Raw genomic sequence first — 16438 nt, forward strand, 5'->3', positions numbered from 1 at the left:
CCTCAGCGCGGATCTCCGCCCGAGCAGCACCGAGCTGCTGTGGATCATCGACGTCTACTCGTTCGTCCTCGCCGGCCATGGCACCCCAGACACCGATCGCGAGCGTGCGTTCACGCCGCACCTGGAACATCGTGCGGATCAGGCCCAGGGTGGCGGGCATCAACGTGGCACCCGAGATGCCCTGCAGCACACGGGCCGCGATCATCATCGCGGGGTCGACCGCGAAGGCGGCGAGCACCGAGGACAGCCCGAAACCAACCGCGCCGATCAGGAGCAACCGCCGTCGTCCGATGCGGTCGCCGACGGTGCCCATGGTGACCAGCAGGCCGGCGAGGACGAACGAGTAGACGTCGATGATCCACAGCAGCTCGGTGCTGCTCGGGCGGAGATCCGCGCTGAGGAACGGCAGCGCGATGTCGAGGACGGTGCCGTCGACGGCGATGAGCATCACGGCACCGGCCAGCACCACCAGACCGAGCCAGTCGCGGCGGGTGGCGCCGGCCGGTACGAGATCGTCGGGATTCGGCTGCACGGACGCTGCCGGGGACACGGACACGAGACACCTCTTTCATTTACCGTCCGGACGGTACAGTCGACGGACACCGACAGCGTAGCAACAACCGTCCGGCCGGTACAGTGCGTGTCATGGCAGCCGACACACGCGACCGCATCCTGGACGCCCTCGAGACGCTGCTCCTCGACGACGGCGCGGACAAGGCCACCCTCGAGGCGGTGGCCTCTCGGGCCGGCGTCTCGAAAGGTGGTCTGCTGTACCACTTCCCCAGCAAGGACGCGATGATGGCCGCGCTGGTGCGTCGCCTCGGTGAACGATCCGACGTCCAACGCGTCGAGGCGGAGGCCGCCGGCACCTCGCTGGCGCAGTGGTATCTCCAGCCACCGGACGCCTCGTCCGCCGAGGAGGTGGCGCTCTACCGCTCCACTCTCGCCGCGCTGCGCAGCATCGACGGCAGACCCGGCGAGGTGCAGCAGGCCGTCATCGACGTCATGGGCATGTGGGACCGCGCGCTGCAGCGCGAGGTGACCGATCCGGTGCAGGCCGAGATCGTGCGGCTGGTGGGCGACGGCATCTACCTCGCCGCGCTGCTCGGCCTCCCCCACACGCCGCCCGACCTGCACCGTGACGTGGTCGAACGGCTCCTCGGTGGCGGTTCGAGCAGTGTCGACCCGAGCGGTCAGGGGTCGGCCGGATGACTCAGGTCAGGTAGCGGTATGCGGGAGACCCGGGCTCGAGATGCTCGACGTGCATCGGCGACGTCTCCATCCGCTCGAGGAGGGACGACAGGCCCGCGGCCGAACCGAGCTCGATACCCACCAGCGCGGCACCCGTCTCGCGGTTGTTGCGCTTGACGTACTCGAACAGCGTCACGTCGTCCTCCGGACCGAGAACGACGTCGAGGAACGTGCGCAGTGCGCCCGGCTCCTGCGGGAAGTCGACGAGGAAGTAGTGCTTGAGCCCCTTGTGCACGAGCGACCGTTCGAGAATCTCCCCGTAGCGCGAGACGTCGTTGTTACCGCCCGAGATCAGGCACACGACGGACGAGCCGGCCGGGATGTCGATCTGCGACAGCGCGGCCACCGACAGCGCTCCGGCGGGTTCGGCGATGATGCCCTCACTCTGGTACAGATCCAGCATCGCGGTGCAGATGGCACCCTCGTCCACCTGCGTGACCACCACCGACCCGCGTCCGTCGTGGCCCGCACCGACCGTCACCGAGGCATGCGAGGCGACGGTCGCGCCGAGCGACGACACGACCCGGTACGGGAGATCGCCGATCCGGCGCACGGCGGCGCCGTCGACGAACGGGTCGATCTCGTCGAGTGTGACGGGGCCGCCGGCCATGAGCGCCGCCGCCATGGATGCGGCGCCGGTAGGCTCCGCACCGACGACGGAGGTGTTCGGCGACCGCTCGGCGAGGTAGGCCGACATGCCCGTCATGCACCCACCACCGCCCACCGCGACCACGACGACGTCCGGAGCGGCACCGAGCTGCTCCAGGATCTCCGCGGCGATGGTTCCCTGTCCCGCCACGGTTCTCGGGTCGTCGAACGGCGGCACGATGGTGGCACCGGTGGTGCGGACGTCGGCGAGGGCGGCCGCCGCGGCCGCATCGAAGGTGGAGCCGACGCTGATGACCTGCACCATGTCGCCGCCGTGGAAGGCGATGCGATCGCGCTTCTGCTTCGGGGTGTTGGTCGGCACGTAGATGCGACCGCGGATGCCGAGCGCCCGGCACGCGAACGCGACACCCTGCGCGTGATTGCCGGCGCTCGCCGCCACGACACCGACCGCGCGCTCGTCGTCGTCGAGTTGCAGCATGAGGTTGTACGCGCCGCGCAACTTGTACGAGCGCACGCGCTGGAGATCCTCGCGCTTGAGGTGGATCCGCGCACCCGTCCGCTCGGACAACCGCTCGCAGAACTCGAGCGGGGTGCGGGTGGCCACGTCCCGCAGCCGGACGGCCGCGGCATCGATGTCGTCTGCGGTCGGCGCAGCGGCGTCGGTACGGCTCGTCGTCTCGGTCACACGGACATGCTGCCACGGTGGTGCGACGACCACCGACCCACCCTCACCTGCGGAGCGGCCGCCGGCGGGGGTGACGAATCTGCGCTCAGGCCCGCTCGAGCACGAAGACAGGGATCTCGCGGTCGGTCTTCTTCTGGTAGTCCGCGTAGTCGGGGTAGGCCGCGACCGCGCGCTCCCACCACTGCGCCTTCTCCTCGCCGTGGACCTCGCGCGCGACCATGTCCCACTTCTCGGTCTTGTCCCGCAGTTCGACGTGGGGGTTCGCGAGCACGTTGAAGTACCAGACGGGGTGCTTCGGCGCGCCGCCGAGCGACGCGACGGCGGCGTACGCACCGTCGTGCTCCACGCGCATCAGAGGGGTCCGACGGAGCTTGCCCGTCTTGTTCCCGATGGTCGTGAGGAGGATGACGGGCATCCCCCGCATCTCGGTGCCCTCGGTCCCTCCCGAGCTCTCGTACAGGTCGGCCTGATCGGCGGCCCAGGTGGACGGACTCGGCTCGTACTCTCCGTGCAGCGGCATGATCCCAGTACACACACCTCGGCGGTCTCCGGCAACCATCCGCAGGGTGATCAGGAGGTTTCGGTCGCCCTAACTTCCATGTACGTGTAGCCTGGGGACCAACGCACGGCACACGGAACACGAATGGTTCGGGAGGCGAGTATGACCACGGTCGACCTGCAGTTCACACGCCCGCGGCACTCGACGAGCGTTCGTACCGTGGACGTGGCCGGCACCGACTGGCCGCTCTACAAGCTCGAGAGCATCATGGTCGCCGTCATCCTCTTCGCCGCTCTCGCACTGACAGTCAGCATGCAGACGGCAGTCCTCACCTCCGCCGCTGTCGGCGTGACGCTGTGGTGGGCCCTCGGCGCGACCGAGCGGTTCCGCACCCGACACTGATCACGGACAGACACCGACGGGGCGCCCACTCCACGTGGGCGCCCCGTCGGCGTTCGTGTGGTCCGGCCGTATGTCAGGAACCGAACGGCAGGACACCGGGGGCCAGGTAGAGACCGCTGCTTCCGGCGGCGATGCCACCGACGAGTTCGAGCACGGCGTTGATGAAGTTCGTGATCATGGGATCATCCCTCTCGGTCGAGTTCGACGTGACGATCCGACGGTACCGTCCGTCCCTGTGAACAGTCACGAACTCGTCTGGTACGTCGGCTACGGCTCGAACACCCTGCCCGCACGCCTCGACGCCTACTTGGGCGGCTCCGCGGCCGACAGCAGATTCGGTGCGCACGCCGCCCCGCGGACACTCTCGCTTCCTCGCGAACACCGGTGGATCACCGTGCCGCATGCGGTGTACTTCGCCGGCGTCTCGGCCCGGTGGACCGGAGCGTCCGCGTTCCTCTCGCTCACACCCTCCCCCGACTCCGACAGCATCGCCCGCGCCTACCTGCTCGACTGGGCCGCCCTCGACCACATCTCGACGGTGGAGAACGCGCAGACGGAGCAGACACTCGACGTCCGCGCGTCCCTACCGACACGGCCGGGAGCGTGGGCGCTGCTGCCGGTCGAGGTGTCGCCCGAGCCGCACCGCGGCAAGTACGACGCGGCGCTGCGCCTGGACGACATCGACGGCGTACCGGCGATGACTCTGACGTCGAGCCACGTGCGAGAACGCGGAGTGCCGGCCGACCGCTACCGCGACGTCATCGCGGAGGGCCTGCGGGACAACCCGTTCGGCGTCGATCCCGATGCCTACCTCGCGGCAGCCGTCGAGCGGTCGGCCGTCGTCAGACGGTGAGGCAGCGTCAGACGGTGAGGCAGCCGGGTCCGAGCAGCGCCTTGAGATCGCCCATCAGCGCCGATGACGGTGTGACGCGCAGCTTCTCGTCCACCTTGAGCATGGTGACCCGGTCGCCACTGATGAGGCGCAGGTGCACGTCGGTGGTGCCGGGATGGCTGGCCAGCACCCGCTTGAGCGCCCCGACCTTGTCCGCGGTGCACTGACGCGTCGGCAAGCTGACGGCGACGGGCTTGGCGACACCGACGGACGACAGATCGGGAACCGCGATGTCGTTCGCGATGAGCGAGATCCGATCGTCCCGAGCCGACACCCTGGCCTTCACCAGCACCACGGCGTCCTCGGCGACGTCCGCACCGAACACGGAGTACGCCTGCGGGAAGAACAGCACCTCGATACCGCCGGTGAGATCCTCGAGCTGGGCGGACGCCCAGGTCAGACCGTTCTTGTTCACCCGTCGGTTGACCGACGCCAGAATGCCGCCCACCGTGACCTGCGTGCCGTCCTTCAGACTGCCCTCGAGGATCGTGGGAATGGCGGTGTCCGACTGAGCCGCGAGCACGTGCTCGACTCCGTTCAGCGGATGCCCGGACACATACAGCCCCAACATCTCCCGCTCCAAAGCGAGACGGTGCTTGCTGTCCCACTCCTCGGGCGGGATCTTCACGTTGAAGACGGAGGTGATGGACTCGTCGGCGTCGACGCCGCCGAACAGGTCGAACTGGCCGATGGCCTCCGCCTTCTTGGTGCCCAGCACCGAGTCGATCGCGTCGGCGTGGATCAGCATCAAACCCTTGCGTGGATGGTCCAGCGAATCGAAACCACCGGCCTTGACGAGAGACTCGGTGACCTTCTTGTTGCAGGCAGTCGCATCGATCTTGGCCAGGTAGTCGGAGAAGTCGGTGAACTTCCCCTTCTCCTTGCGCGCCGAGATGATGGACGCCACGACGTTGGCGCCCACGTTGCGCACCGCGCCCATACCGAAGCGGATGTCCTCGCCCACCGAGGCGAAGTTGAGCTCGGACTCGTTGACGTCCGGCGGCAGCACGGTGATGCCGAGCCGCCTGCAGTCGGCGAGATAGATCGCCGCCTTGTCCTTGTCGTCGCCGACACTGGTGAGCAGTCCGGCCATGTACTCGGCCGGGTAGTTGGCCTTGAGATACGCCGTCCAGTAGGACACCAGCCCGTACCCCGCCGAGTGCGACTTGTTGAACGCGTAGCCGGCGAACGGGAGCACGGTGTCCCAGAGCGCCTTGATGGCGGCCTCGGAGAAATCGTTGTCCAGCATGCCCTGGCGGAATCCGGCGTACGCCTTCTCCAGCTCGGACAGCTTCTTCTTTCCCATGGCGCGCCGCAGCAGGTCGGCCTGGCCGAGCGAGTATCCGGCGACCTTCTGCGCCAGCTGCATGATCTGCTCCTGGTAGACCACCAGGCCGTACGTCTCGCCGAGGATGACCTTCAGCGGTTCCTCGAGTTCCGCGTGAATCGGCTTGACCTCTTGACGGCCGTTCTTGCGATCGGCGTAGTCGTTGTGCGAGTTCATGCCCATCGGACCGGGCCGGTAGAGCGCCAGGACGGCGACGATGTCCTCGAATCCGGTGGGCTGCATCTTGCGCAGCAGGTCCCGCATCGCGCTGCCGTCGAGCTGGAACACGCCGAGCGTGTCTCCGCGCGAGAGCAGTTCGAACGTCGCCGGATCATCGAGAGGCAGGGCGTCGAGGTCGATGTCGATGCCGCGATTGGCCTTGATGTTGTCGATGGCGTCGCCGATGACCGTGAGGTTGCGCAGCCCCAGGAAGTCCATCTTCAGCAGGCCGATTGCCTCGCAGGACGGGTAGTCCCAGCCGGTGATGATGGCGCCGTCCTGCGGACGCTTCCACACCGGGATGGCGTCGGTCAGCGGCTCCGAGGACATGATGACCGCGCAGGCGTGGACTCCGGCGTTGCGGATCAGCCCCTCGAGACCCTTGGCCGTCTGGTAGATCTTCGCGACGTCGGGGTTCGAGTCGATCAGCGAGCGGACCTCGGTGGCCTCCTTGTACCGCTCGTGCGTCGGATCGGTGATGCCCGCGACCGAGATGTCCTTCGCCATCACGGGCGGGGGCAGTGCCTTGGTGATCTGGTCGGCGATGGCGAAGCCCGGCTGCCCGAACTGCACGCGGGCCGAGTCCTTGATGGCGGCCTTCGTCTTGATGGTGCCGAACGTGATCACCTGCGCGACACGATCACTGCCCCACTTCTCGGTGGCGTAGCGCACCATCTCGCCGCGTCGGCGATCGTCGAAGTCGATGTCGATGTCGGGCATGGAGACGCGCTCGGGATTGAGGAACCGCTCGAACAGCAGACCGTGCGGGAGCGGGTCGATGTTGGTGATCCCCATCGCGTAGGCGACGAGCGACCCGGCCGCCGAACCTCGACCGGGGCCGACGCGGATGCCGACCTCCTTGGCGTGGTTGATGAGGTCACCGACGACGAGGAAGTAGGCGGGGAAGCCCATCTCGAGGATGACGCTGATCTCGTAGTCCGCACGGGAGAGGTACTCCTCCGTCGGACCGTCGGGGAAGCGGCGGTGCAGGCCGTCCATGACCTCCTTGCGGAGCCAGGTGCCCTGCGTGTAGCCCTCCGGCACCGGGAACACCGGCATCCGGTCGCGGTGCTCCCACACCTCGTCGTAGGACTGGACGCGTTCGGCGATGAGCAACGTGGAGTCGCACGCGCCGGGCACCTCGTCGTCCCAGAGGGCACGCATCTCCTCCGCGGACTTGAGGTAGTAGCCGTCGCCGTCGAACTTGAACCGGGTGGGATCGCTCAGCGTCTTACCGGTCTGGATGCACAGCAGCGCTTCGTGATTGACCGACGCGTCCTTGGTGACGTAGTGGCAGTCGTTGGTCGCGAGCGGGGGGATGCCGAGCTGCTCCCCGATGCTCAGCAGTCCTTCTCGCACCCTCCGCTCGATCGACAGACCGTGGTCCATCAGTTCGAGGAAGAAGTTGTCGGGGCCCCAGATCTCCTGCCACTTGGCCGCCGCCTCGAGCGCCTCACGCTCGTGGCCCAGACGAAGCCGGGTCTGGATCTCGCCGGACGGGCAGCCGGTGGTGGCGATGATGCCCTCGGCGTGGTTGGCGATGATCTCCTCGTCCATGCGCGCCCACTTGCCCAGCTGCCCCTCGGTGGACGCGAGGGACGACAGCTTGAACAGGTTGCGCAGACCCGTCGCGTTCTCCGCCACCATCGTCATGTGCGTGTACGCGCCGCTGCCCGAGACGTCGTCCGACTTCTGGCTGCGGTCTCCCCACAGCACGCGCTTCTTGTTGAAACGGGACTCCGGGGCGATGTAGGCCTCGATCCCGATGATGGGCTTGACCCCGGCCTTCTTGGCCTCGTTGTAGAACTCACTGGCCCCGTACATGTTGCCGTGGTCGGTCATCCCGACCGCGCTCATCCCCAGGCGCTGGGCCTCCGCGAACATCGGCGCGATCTTCGCCGCCCCGTCCAGCATGGAGTACTCGGTGTGATTGTGGAGATGAACGAAGTCCGACACGGGAGCCACTCTAGGTCGTCGGGCCGACAACATTCTCCGCACACGCGGCGTGTGACGACTGTGACGGATGAGGACTAGCGCGGGGCGTCCGCGGACGCCGCCTCGACCGGCACCGACGCCACGCGATGCGCCCGCAGACGCCGCACGGAGTCGACCGTGAAGATCGCCAGCGCGCACCAGATGAGTGCGAAACCGATCCACCGCGACGCGGGCATGTCCTCGTTCAGCACCAGCACTCCCCACGCGAGCTGCAGGCCCGGTGTCAGGTACTGCAGCAGACCGAGGGTGACCAACGGCAGCTTCTGCGCGGCGACCCCGAACAGCAGCAGCGGCAGTGCGGTGACGGGCCCGGCGAGGACGAGCAGCAGGGCGTGCGGCACCCCGAGCGAGAGGGCGCTCGCTCCCCCGGTGACGCCCAGCACCACCAGGTAACCGATCGCGATCGGCGCCCCCACGAGCCCCTCCGCGGTCAGCGACGTGGTGGGTTCGAGCCGGACCACCTTCTTCATGACGCCGTACAGCGCGAACGAGAAGGCCAGGGTGAGGGCGATGACGGGAGGCCGTCCGTAGTCGACGGTGAGCACGACCACCGCGACGAAGGCCAGCGCGAGGGCCGCGATCTGCGCACGGCCCAACCGCTCCCGGAACACCACGACGCCGAGCAGGACACTGACGAGCGGATTGACGAAGTATCCGAGGGCTGCCTCGACCACACGGTCCTGCGAGACCGCGAAGATGTAGACGCCCCAGTTGATCGAGATGAACGCCGACGACAACGCCACCACACCCCACGTGCGCGCCGGGAGACCGCGCAGCGTGGACAGTCGTCCCAACACCGCCAGGACGACGAGCATGAGCACCAACGTCCACACGATGCGGTGCGCGAGGACCTCGACGGGTCCGGCGAAGGACAGCACGCCGAAGAAGGCCGGGAACAGTCCCCACAGTCCGTACGCACCGACACCGCTGGCCATGCCGACGCTGGAGGACGACCGGGGAGCTCCACCGCGCCGGGAGCCGAGAGAGGACGTGAGACTGCGCACGCGCTCACGCTATCCCCGACCGGTGCACAATCGACGAGGTGGCACACAGGAAGAAGGCGCCGAGCGGCGAGGCCGAGGCTCGGGCGGACAAGACCTGCGTCGTCTGCGGTCGACGGATCGAGTGGCGTAAGAAGTGGGAACGCGACTGGGACTCGGTGAAGTACTGCAGCGACGCGTGCCGACGCACCGGCTCCGCGGGAGCCGACGACGGTCTCGAGGACGCGATCCGGCGGCTGCTCGACAGTCGCTCGCGCGATTCGTCGATCTGTCCCTCCGACGTGGCTCGCGCCGTGGCGCCGGACGACTGGCGCCCCTTGATGGAACCCGTCCGCCGCGCCGCCCGCCGTCTCGTCGCCGTGGGCGAGGCGGAGATCACGCAGGGCGGGAACGTGGTCGACCCGTCGACGGCGAAGGGCCCCATCCGCATTCGGCGACCCCGCTGACCCGGAGTCGACTCAGGCGCGTGCGGACCGTACCCGCCGCACCGCGTCGTCGACGGACCCGCGATGCACTCCCCCGTGTCCGGGAATCAGGACGTCGGCGTCCAGGCCGACGAAGGCGTCGAGCGCGTCGAACTCCCGCGGCCGGTCGTGCGCGAACAGGGGCGGCAGCATCTGCGGTCCGGTCCGAACGCTCAGAGCGTGTCCGGTGACCAGAGCGTCACCGGACAGAACGGCCCCCGCACCCGGCACGTGATACCCGGTGTGACCGGACGTGTGACCCGAACTGTCGAGCGGCACCGGCCCGCCCGGCAGGTCCAGCGGCCCACCCGGCACGGATCCGACGACCGAGTCGAACCCCTCGGCGTCGGCGACGGCGCCCGATTCGGTTCCGCCCGCGCGAGCGATGCGCACCGTCCATGCGAGCGCACCGCGCCGCCAGACGTTACGCGCCACGTCGAGCGGCGATGCCTGTTCGAGATACTCACGTCGGGCATGCCGCGCCTCGGTGTCCGAGGTGAGCACCGGCGTGCCGTAGGTCGAGGCGAAGTGGCCGGCACCGCCGATGTGGTCGATGTGCGCGTGTGTCAGCAGGATCGCCCGCACGTCCTCCGGACGCCGACCGACACGACGCAGCGATTCGACGACCGCACCGACGTACCGCGGATATCCCGAGTCGACCAGCGTCACGTCCTCGCCGTCGACCAACAGTGTCCAGTTGACGTCCGGCCCGAACGCGACGTGCACGCCGTCGGCGACGGTCGTGACTTCGAGTGTGCTCACGACTGCCGAGTATGGACGGTCGGGAGCCCCGGGGGAAGACCGACGAGTCTGCTGACGCGACACGCCGATGACACGACCGAGCGGAGCCGGGTGTGTCATGACGTTGGTCACCGACGACGCGAAAAGCACGAGGCGACAGCCGCTCCCGCTCCTCGGGCCTCGTGTCGTGCACTACGCTGGTTCGACGTGATCGACGATCGAAATCTCGGCTCCGGCGCCTCCTCCACGATGACCACCACCTCACCCCACGACACCGCTGCGGACGACACCCCCGTCACCCGGCGGTGGAGTCCCGGCGGCTGCGTGTGGTGCGGCAGCCGGACCGACATCGAGATCTACCGGGACGAGCCCCGGTGCGGTGAGTGCCGTGAACACGAGAACACGATCGACGCGGCGCGTCGCTTCATCGGCATGTACGGCCTGCGTCCCCTGGGCGGCGCGGTGACGTCCGACGACGACGAGGAGCTCGAGCACCGCACCGCGGCTCGCAGTGCGCGTGCCGCTCTCGACCGGGTCCGCCTGCCGAAGCGTCCCGCGGCCGCCGACGTCCGGAAGGCCTCGGCCCGCGCCGGTGCGTCCGCCGCCGTCCGCACCACCCCGTCCCGCTCGTCGTCCTCCGCTCCGTCGGGTGCCGTCAGCACGGTGGACGTCGCCGTGCTCGCCGATCGCGTGACCGGTCTGCTCGAGCAGCTCACCGCCATCGAGACCGGCATCGCCGACGCCGAGGCGTCGTCGGGTCTGCCCGCGCGTGCCCGGCTCAGCGACCTGCAACGTCAGCGCGCCACCGTCATGTCGACACTGGCCGCGCTGGAGAAGGCCCGCCGCGGCAGCGCAGGCTGACCGACACGCTCGATCAGGCCGGCTGAACCTCACGCAGCGCACCGGTCGCCACGTCGAACACGAAGCCGCGCAACGACGTCGTCCGCGAGACGAACGGACTGAGCTCGATGCGCCGGAGCTGTCGCCGCAAGCATCGCGACAGGAACACTCGCGCTCGGGTCTCCGGACTGCTTGCGGTGCGACGGTGCGAACAGGGTTGGGCTCGAGGTGATCCGAGTGACTCGGGTCAGCCGATCTCGACGGCGCGGCGCACCGCGTCGGTCGGTGGCGACTGCACCGCGGGCGCGGAGCCGCGGAGCACGTCCAGCACGGCCTTGGGACGCGCGAGCATCTCGCGTACGAACTGCCGCAGCAGCGAGCGCCGGGAACAGTCACAGGGAGCGACGACGCCGCCGGCATCGATCCCCGCAGCTCGGCACAGGGCCACCGCACGTGCGGCATGGGTGTCCTGACTGACGATCAGGGCCGTCGACACTCCGTACGTCGCCACGGCGCGTCGACACGTGTCGTGGGTCGTCAGACCGTACGGGTCGGCCACGATGCGGTCGGGATCGACGCCGCGGCGCACCAGGTAGCGCGTCATCACCTCCACCTCGTCACCCGATGTGCCGGCGGCGTTGCCCGACAACAGAAGTGCGCGCACGGTACCGCGACGCACCAGATCGAGTGCCGCGTCGAGCCGACCGGCGAGAAACGACGAAGGTTCGCCCTCCTGGACCCGAGCGCCCAGCACGATGGCGACGGGAGCGCGCGGCGCGGTGTCCGCCGTGTACAGCCGACCGTGGGACGAGGCGGCGACCCACGCCGCCGATCCGAGCACGACGACGAGCACCGCGGCGGCGGACCCGCCGACGGCACGGATCAGATGTCGGCGCCCCACACGTCTCATGTCCCCAGTCCATCATGTGAGGGTTCCGTGAAGATCGGCGCCGCGATCCTGACCACGGAGGCCCGGCTCGGTAGCGTTGAGGCATGCCCACCAGCACCCGCGTCCGCCGTACCGTCGCCGGCGTCGTCGCCCTCGCGGTGGTCGCCGTCGCGGCGGTGCTGTGGACCGCGCCCGAGCGGTGGTACCCGTGGGACACCGCCGACTTCCCCGCGGCCGACGCGTCCCTGTCCCCGGCGCAGCAGCGTGTGCTCGAGGTGGTGGAGCGTGAATACCGCGATCCCCGTCCCGCCACGTTCTACTCCGAGGGCGTCGACGAGGCCTGGTGCGCCGACTTCGTCAGTCACGTGATGCGCCAGGCCGGACAGCCGTTCACCAATCCGCATTCGGGTGGGTGGCGCATTCCCGGTGTCTACACGTTGACGGAGTACTACCAGGAACAGGGCCGTTTCGCGCCGGTCGGCGACCACTCCCCCGCGGTCGGCGACGTCGTCCTGTACGAGTCGGGTGGGCCCGTCGGGGATCTGCTCGTCGGCCAGCACACGAACATCGTGGTCGCGGTGGACGGGGACACGGTCACGACCGTCGGCGGAAACGAGATGGGCGGGATCCGCATTCACGATCTGGACTGGGCGGACGACTCGGCGGTGCTCGGCTTCGGCCTGCTCGGGTCCTGAGGTCAGGAGGCGGGAACCGGGCCGTCGTCGGGCTGCACCGCGTCGCCGTCGCGTTCGGGATACAGCGGTGCCACCGCGAACCGGCCGTAGACCGCGTCCCCCGGCAATGCCTCGACCGCGCGGATGCCGTCCAGGCCCGCGAGCGCGGCGAGTTCCGGAACACTCGCACGTACCAGAACTCCTGCGGCGCAGTCACAGTCGGCCTGCAGGCGTGCGCGCACCACCGTCGCGATCGCGTTCCCGCGCTGGTCGCGTCCGGGCGGAACGAGGCCGGCGGCGAGACGGACGGACGACGCGAGCACGGAGTCGGTGTCCGGCACCGGGACCACCACGAGCGGGGTCTGCACGCGGTCGATCGGCACGTGCGCATAGACGACCGAGACCCTGATTCCGTCGACGGTGGGCGCGATCTCGTCGGCACGCATCGACCGGGTGAAGGACACCAGCGCCCACCGATCTCCGTCGCCGGAGGGCGGGTCCACCCGGGCCACGTACTGCGCGGCGGTCTCGTCGTTGTCGGGACCGAGGGCATCGGTGCGAACCGACGAACCACGGACCGGGTCGAGGACACCGAGCACGAGCACCGCGACGATCAACGCGACGACCGACGCCGCGGACACGGCGCGCACGCGTCTCAGCCCGCTCTCAACACGTCCAGTGCGTGCTGCAGATCCGCCGGGTACGGGCTCGAGAACTCCACGTAGCGGCCGTCACCGGGATGAGTGAACCCGAGTGCGCGGGCGTGCAGCCACTGGCGTTCGAGGCCGAGTCGTTCGGCCAGGCGCGGATCGGCACCGTAGGTCAGATCACCGCAGCACGGATGCCGCAGCGCCGAGAAGTGCACCCGGATCTGGTGAGTGCGCCCGGTCTCGAGGTGCACGTCCAGCAGGCTCGCGGCCTGGAACGCCTCGACCGTGTCGTAGTGGGTGATGCTGGGCTTGCCGTCGGCCGTGACGGCGAACTTCCAGTCGTTGCTGCGGTGTCGTCCGATGGGCGCATCGACGGTTCCGCTGCTCGGGTCCGGATGTCCCTGCACCAGAGCGTGATAGCGCTTGTCGATGGTGCGCTCCTTGAACGCGCGCTTGAGCACGGTGTACGCATGCTCCGACGTGGCCACCACCATCACGCCGGACGTCCCGACGTCGAGACGGTGCACGATGCCCTGACGCTCGTGGACCCCGGACGTCGAGATGCGGAATCCAGCGGCCGCGAGACCACCGATCACCGTCGGTCCCGTCCAGCCCACGCTCGCGTGCGCGGCCACTCCGACCGGCTTGTCCACGACGACGATGTGGTCGTCCGAGTACAGGATCTCCATGCCCGGCACCGGCTGTGCCTCGATGGTCAACGGACGCGCGGGCTCGGGCAGTTCCACCTCGAGCCACGTGCCGCCGCCGAGACGGTCGGACTTCGCCACAGTGGAACCGTCGACCTGGACGGCGCCCTCCTCGGCGAGGGTCGCGACGACGGTCCGCGACAACCCCAGCAGCCGAGCCAGTCCCGCATCCACGCGCATGCCGTCGAGCCCGTCCGGAACGGGCATCGACCGTGTCTCCCTCACGCCTTCTTCTCCGACTCCGTCGCCGCTGCGCTCTCGGTCACCGCGGGGTCGTCACCCTTGTCGTCGGCACGGCGAGTCCCGTCCGGCTCGATCCCGAACAGCGTGATGATCACCAGCAGGACGGCCCCGCAGACGATGGAGGAATCGGCGACGTTGAAGACCGGCCACCAGCCGATGGACACGAAGTCCACGACGTGACCCTGCAGCGGGCCGGGCGAGCGGAAGAATCGGTCGATCAGATTGCCGAGCGCGCCGCCCAGCACCAGGCCGAGGCCCACGGCCCACCAGCCGGAGCGAAGAGTGCGTCCGATGCGGATCACACCCACCACGACGGCGACGGCCACCAGCGTCAACAGCCAGGTCATGCCCGTGGCCATCGAGAACGCCGCGCCCGCGTTGCGCACCATGCGGAGGGTGACGGTGTCACCGATGATCTCGATCGGTCGACCGGGCTCGATGACGGCGACCGCGACGATCTTCGTGAGCAGGTCCAGGGCGAGCACGACCGCCGCGACAGCGAACAGCCGTCGGGTACGTCGGGCCAGGGGTCGGTCCGGATTCTCCACGTCGGTCACCCCACCATTGTCCACTACCTGCCCTCACCGCTCACCGGCCGCTCAGGATCCGACGCTAACCTCGGGCGCGTGACACTGCTCTCGACACGACCCCGCCGACGCTCCACCACCCTCGTCGCCGCGGCAGCGGTCACCGTCGTCCTCTCGCTCGGGGCGTGCGGGACCGACACCGACGTACCCGCGACCGAGGAGCTGACCCCCAGCACGTCCGCGGTCACCCTCCCGGTCTCCGCCGTCACCACCACTCTGGTCGATGCCGGAGCCGAGCCGCGGACCGTCGTCACCGCGACCCCGTCGGAAGCAGAGCAGACCGCGACCCTCGTGGCCGAGTCGACCATCAGCCAGCAGATCGACGCTGCCGAGGCGCAGGACTTCTCGACCCCGCCGCTGACGCTGCCGATGACGGCGACCTCACGCTCGGCGGCCGGGTCCGACGGACTCCAGGTCGACATGACACTCGGTGCGGCCACCACGTCGGACGCCACCCTGCAGGCGAGCCTCGGGCCCACCGCGGGATCGTCCGCAGGCTTCGCGACCACGCCGTCGGGTGCCGTCACCGCACTCACCATCGATCCGTCGCCGGACGCCCGGGACATCGCTCGATCAGCCGTCGAGCAGGCGCTGTCCCAGGCGGTGTACCGCGCCGTCCCGTTCCCGGCAGAGCCCATCGGCGTCGGCGCGAGATGGACCGTCACCCAGGAGGTCGTCAGCGGGATCTCGCTGCTGCAGACGACGACGGCGACACTCACCTCGTTCGACGACGGCGTCGCGACGGTCGACGTCGCCGTGACCCAGTCGCCGGAGGAACCGATCTGGCAGCTGCCCGACGAGCAGGGCACCCTGAACATCGAGTCGTTCGTGATGACCGGCCAGGGGCAGTTGCGGATCGATCCGTCCAAGCCGCTTCCCCTGGGCGGCACGGTCGCCGTCGGCGGCGACCAGGTCTACCGGGACGCCAACAGCCAGACGACGCTGAAGCAGACCACCAGCAACACGGTGACGTGGAGTTGAGACGACTGGGCGCGGTCACGGCAGCGCTCGCGGTGGTGCTCGTCGGATGCGGCACCGATCGGGACGTCGGCGACACACCGAGCGAGGCCACGCCCGAGGCGCCCACCGTCGGGCTCCCCGCCTTCACTCCGGTCCCTCCGCCGTCGGCCACCGGCACCGGCCCGATCACCGACAACGCTCTGCTCGCCGGTCGGCTCCTGAGCATCGCCGACCTCCCACCCGGCTACACCGGCTACGACCTGCCTCCGCTCGACCCCAGCGCTCCGGGCGCGACGGCCGAGGACCGGTCGAGCACCGACCCCGCCGAGTGCGCCGCGGTGCTGGCGCCCATCGCCACCCAGGTGCCCGGCGTCATCAGCGCCGCATCCGTCTCCTACGGCGGACCCGACTTCTCGTCGATCGACCAGGACGCCGCGAGCTACGACGGTCCCGGCGCCCTCACCGCGTTCGCGGCCGTGCAGGACTCGCTCACACGATGCGCGACCTTCAGCGGCACGGACGCCGACGGTGTGCGGGTGGACTACCGCGTCGGCTCCTCGACCCTGCTCACCGACGTCGCCCCGATCGGCGACGCCTCCGTGGCGGTGCGACTCGCGGTGAGCAGCGACGGCGTGTCCCTGACGACGGACGCGATCCTCACCGTCTCCGGATCCACCCTGAGCCAACTGGTGGCCACCGGGACCGAGCCCGTCGACCCCGACCTGGTGCGGACGCTCGCGCGCACCGCCGCCGACCGGCTGCGTTGAGACACGACGACGCCGGCACCACCCGAAGGTGATGCC

General features: G+C 69.3%; 18 protein-coding genes and 2 pseudogenes. 9 read left to right on the forward strand and 11 right to left on the reverse strand.

The features are described 5' to 3' along the window. Positions 1 to 448 (reverse strand): MFS transporter (locus HQ312_RS21370; protein WP_222641540.1); only part of this gene is annotated, 448 nt, incomplete at its 3' end. A gap of 197 nt (positions 449 to 645) precedes the next feature. Here HQ312_RS21370 and HQ312_RS21375 point away from each other — a divergent pair. Continuing rightward, a complete protein-coding gene (locus HQ312_RS21375) occupies positions 646 to 1212 on the forward strand; it encodes a TetR/AcrR family transcriptional regulator (RefSeq protein WP_056446231.1) in 567 nt (188 codons plus the stop codon). Position 1213: 1 nt separating this feature from the next. Here the strand turns inward: HQ312_RS21375 and ilvA are convergent, their stop codons facing one another. Both ilvA and HQ312_RS21385 read right to left on the reverse strand, forming a co-directional pair. Continuing rightward, positions 1214 to 2545 (reverse strand): threonine ammonia-lyase IlvA, encoded by a 1332-nt coding sequence (ilvA, locus tag HQ312_RS21380; protein ID WP_222641495.1) that lies wholly within the window; start codon positions 2543 to 2545, stop codon positions 1214 to 1216. 85 nt (positions 2546 to 2630) lie between these two features. Beyond that, positions 2631 to 3065, reverse strand: coding sequence for a nitroreductase family deazaflavin-dependent oxidoreductase (locus HQ312_RS21385; RefSeq protein ID WP_027505875.1), 435 nt, complete (start codon positions 3063 to 3065; stop codon positions 2631 to 2633). A 141-nt stretch (positions 3066 to 3206) separates the two neighbouring features. Between HQ312_RS21385 and HQ312_RS21390 the strand changes: the two genes are divergently transcribed. Both HQ312_RS21390 and HQ312_RS21395 read left to right on the forward strand, forming a co-directional pair. Beyond that, complete coding sequence (locus HQ312_RS21390; protein WP_027505874.1) at positions 3207 to 3446, forward strand: hypothetical protein; 240 nt, start codon at positions 3207 to 3209, stop codon at positions 3444 to 3446. A gap of 235 nt (positions 3447 to 3681) precedes the next feature. Then, positions 3682 to 4299, forward strand: a complete 618-nt coding sequence (locus HQ312_RS21395; protein WP_027505873.1) for a hypothetical protein — start codon at positions 3682 to 3684, stop codon at positions 4297 to 4299. Positions 4300 to 4306: 7 nt separating this feature from the next. Here the strand turns inward: HQ312_RS21395 and dnaE are convergent, their stop codons facing one another. Next, the gene (gene dnaE / locus HQ312_RS21400; RefSeq protein WP_051613374.1) at positions 4307 to 7873 is read right to left on the reverse strand and encodes a DNA polymerase III subunit alpha; all 3567 of its coding nucleotides are present in this window, start codon (positions 7871 to 7873) and stop codon (positions 4307 to 4309) included. 41 nt (positions 7874 to 7914) lie between these two features. Then, entirely contained in the window at positions 7915 to 8814 is a 900-nt protein-coding gene (gene rarD / locus HQ312_RS21405) for an EamA family transporter RarD (RefSeq protein ID WP_222631447.1), read from the reverse strand. Between the two features lie 107 nt (positions 8815 to 8921). Here rarD and HQ312_RS22290 point away from each other — a divergent pair. Together HQ312_RS22290 and HQ312_RS22125 are read left to right on the forward strand one after the other, a co-directional pair. After that, positions 8922 to 9056, forward strand: a pseudogene (locus HQ312_RS22290) (DUF2256 domain-containing protein); the annotation flags it as partial. After that, on the forward strand, positions 9039 to 9326 hold the full coding sequence (locus HQ312_RS22125; protein ID WP_308115659.1) for a DUF3253 domain-containing protein: 288 nt from the start codon (positions 9039 to 9041) through the stop codon (positions 9324 to 9326). The pseudogene HQ312_RS22290 and the gene HQ312_RS22125, both read left to right, overlap by 18 nt. A gap of 12 nt (positions 9327 to 9338) precedes the next feature. Here HQ312_RS22125 and HQ312_RS21415 read toward each other — a convergent pair whose 3' ends face one another. Continuing rightward, complete coding sequence (locus tag HQ312_RS21415) at positions 9339 to 10106, reverse strand: MBL fold metallo-hydrolase (RefSeq protein ID WP_027505869.1); 768 nt, start codon at positions 10104 to 10106, stop codon at positions 9339 to 9341. Positions 10107 to 10292: 186 nt separating this feature from the next. Here HQ312_RS21415 and HQ312_RS21420 point away from each other — a divergent pair, with 186 nt between their 5' ends. Next, entirely contained in the window at positions 10293 to 10946 is a 654-nt protein-coding gene (locus HQ312_RS21420; RefSeq protein WP_307092468.1) for a hypothetical protein, read from the forward strand. 13 nt (positions 10947 to 10959) lie between these two features. On the opposite strand, the pseudogene HQ312_RS21425 reads toward HQ312_RS21420, so the two are convergent. Together HQ312_RS21425 and HQ312_RS21430 are read right to left on the reverse strand one after the other, a co-directional pair. Further along, positions 10960 to 11076: pseudogene (locus tag HQ312_RS21425) on the reverse strand (carbonic anhydrase); the annotation flags it as partial. Positions 11077 to 11172: 96 nt separating this feature from the next. Next, positions 11173 to 11826 (reverse strand): vancomycin high temperature exclusion protein, encoded by a 654-nt coding sequence (locus HQ312_RS21430; protein ID WP_373425280.1) that lies wholly within the window; start codon positions 11824 to 11826, stop codon positions 11173 to 11175. A gap of 92 nt (positions 11827 to 11918) precedes the next feature. Here HQ312_RS21430 and HQ312_RS21435 point away from each other — a divergent pair, with 92 nt between their 5' ends. Further along, positions 11919 to 12509, forward strand: coding sequence for a CHAP domain-containing protein (locus HQ312_RS21435; protein WP_222630607.1), 591 nt, complete (start codon positions 11919 to 11921; stop codon positions 12507 to 12509). 2 nt (positions 12510 to 12511) lie between these two features. Here the strand turns inward: HQ312_RS21435 and HQ312_RS21440 are convergent, their stop codons facing one another. The 3 genes from HQ312_RS21440 to lspA are packed head-to-tail and all read right to left on the reverse strand — an operon-like array spanning position 12512 to position 14645. Beyond that, positions 12512 to 13138 (reverse strand): hypothetical protein, encoded by a 627-nt coding sequence (locus HQ312_RS21440; protein WP_051613372.1) that lies wholly within the window; start codon positions 13136 to 13138, stop codon positions 12512 to 12514. A 5-nt stretch (positions 13139 to 13143) separates the two neighbouring features. After that, positions 13144 to 14070 carry an RluA family pseudouridine synthase gene (locus tag HQ312_RS21445; RefSeq protein ID WP_027505865.1) on the reverse strand — a complete coding sequence of 309 codons (927 nt, stop codon included), beginning with the start codon at positions 14068 to 14070 and terminating at the stop codon, positions 13144 to 13146. Beyond that, positions 14067 to 14645 carry a signal peptidase II gene (gene lspA, locus HQ312_RS21450; protein ID WP_231476321.1) on the reverse strand — a complete coding sequence of 193 codons (579 nt, stop codon included), beginning with the start codon at positions 14643 to 14645 and terminating at the stop codon, positions 14067 to 14069. Before lspA ends, HQ312_RS21445 begins: the two co-directional genes overlap by 4 nt. A 69-nt stretch (positions 14646 to 14714) precedes the next feature. Between lspA and HQ312_RS21455 the strand changes: the two genes are divergently transcribed. Together HQ312_RS21455 and HQ312_RS21460 are read left to right on the forward strand one after the other, a co-directional pair. Then, positions 14715 to 15656 (forward strand): hypothetical protein, encoded by a 942-nt coding sequence (locus HQ312_RS21455; protein ID WP_156380553.1) that lies wholly within the window; start codon positions 14715 to 14717, stop codon positions 15654 to 15656. Then, positions 15647 to 16402 (forward strand): sensor domain-containing protein, encoded by a 756-nt coding sequence (locus HQ312_RS21460; RefSeq protein WP_037185720.1) that lies wholly within the window; start codon positions 15647 to 15649, stop codon positions 16400 to 16402. The genes HQ312_RS21455 and HQ312_RS21460 overlap by 10 nt, the downstream gene beginning before the upstream one ends. The last annotated feature ends 36 nt before the right edge of the window (positions 16403 to 16438 follow it).

This window comes from Rhodococcus sp. BP-316, assembly GCF_019836105.1.
Taxonomy (GTDB): Bacteria; Actinomycetota; Actinomycetes; order Mycobacteriales; family Mycobacteriaceae; genus Rhodococcoides.

Coding starts and splice junctions, on each gene's coding strand:
- HQ312_RS21435 (WP_222630607.1), top strand. CDS start 11,919: ATGCCCACCAGCACCCGCGTCCGCCGTACCGTCGCCGGCGTCGTCGCC.
- HQ312_RS21375 (WP_056446231.1), top strand. CDS start 646: ATGGCAGCCGACACACGCGACCGCATCCTGGACGCCCTCGAGACGCTG.
- HQ312_RS21390 (WP_027505874.1), top strand. CDS start 3,207: ATGACCACGGTCGACCTGCAGTTCACACGCCCGCGGCACTCGACGAGC.
- HQ312_RS21385 (WP_027505875.1), bottom strand. CDS start 3,065: ATGCCGCTGCACGGAGAGTACGAGCCGAGTCCGTCCACCTGGGCCGCC.
- dnaE (WP_051613374.1), bottom strand. CDS start 7,873: ATGTTGTCGGCCCGACGACCTAGAGTGGCTCCCGTGTCGGACTTCGTT.
- rarD (WP_222631447.1), bottom strand. CDS start 8,814: ATGGCCAGCGGTGTCGGTGCGTACGGACTGTGGGGACTGTTCCCGGCC.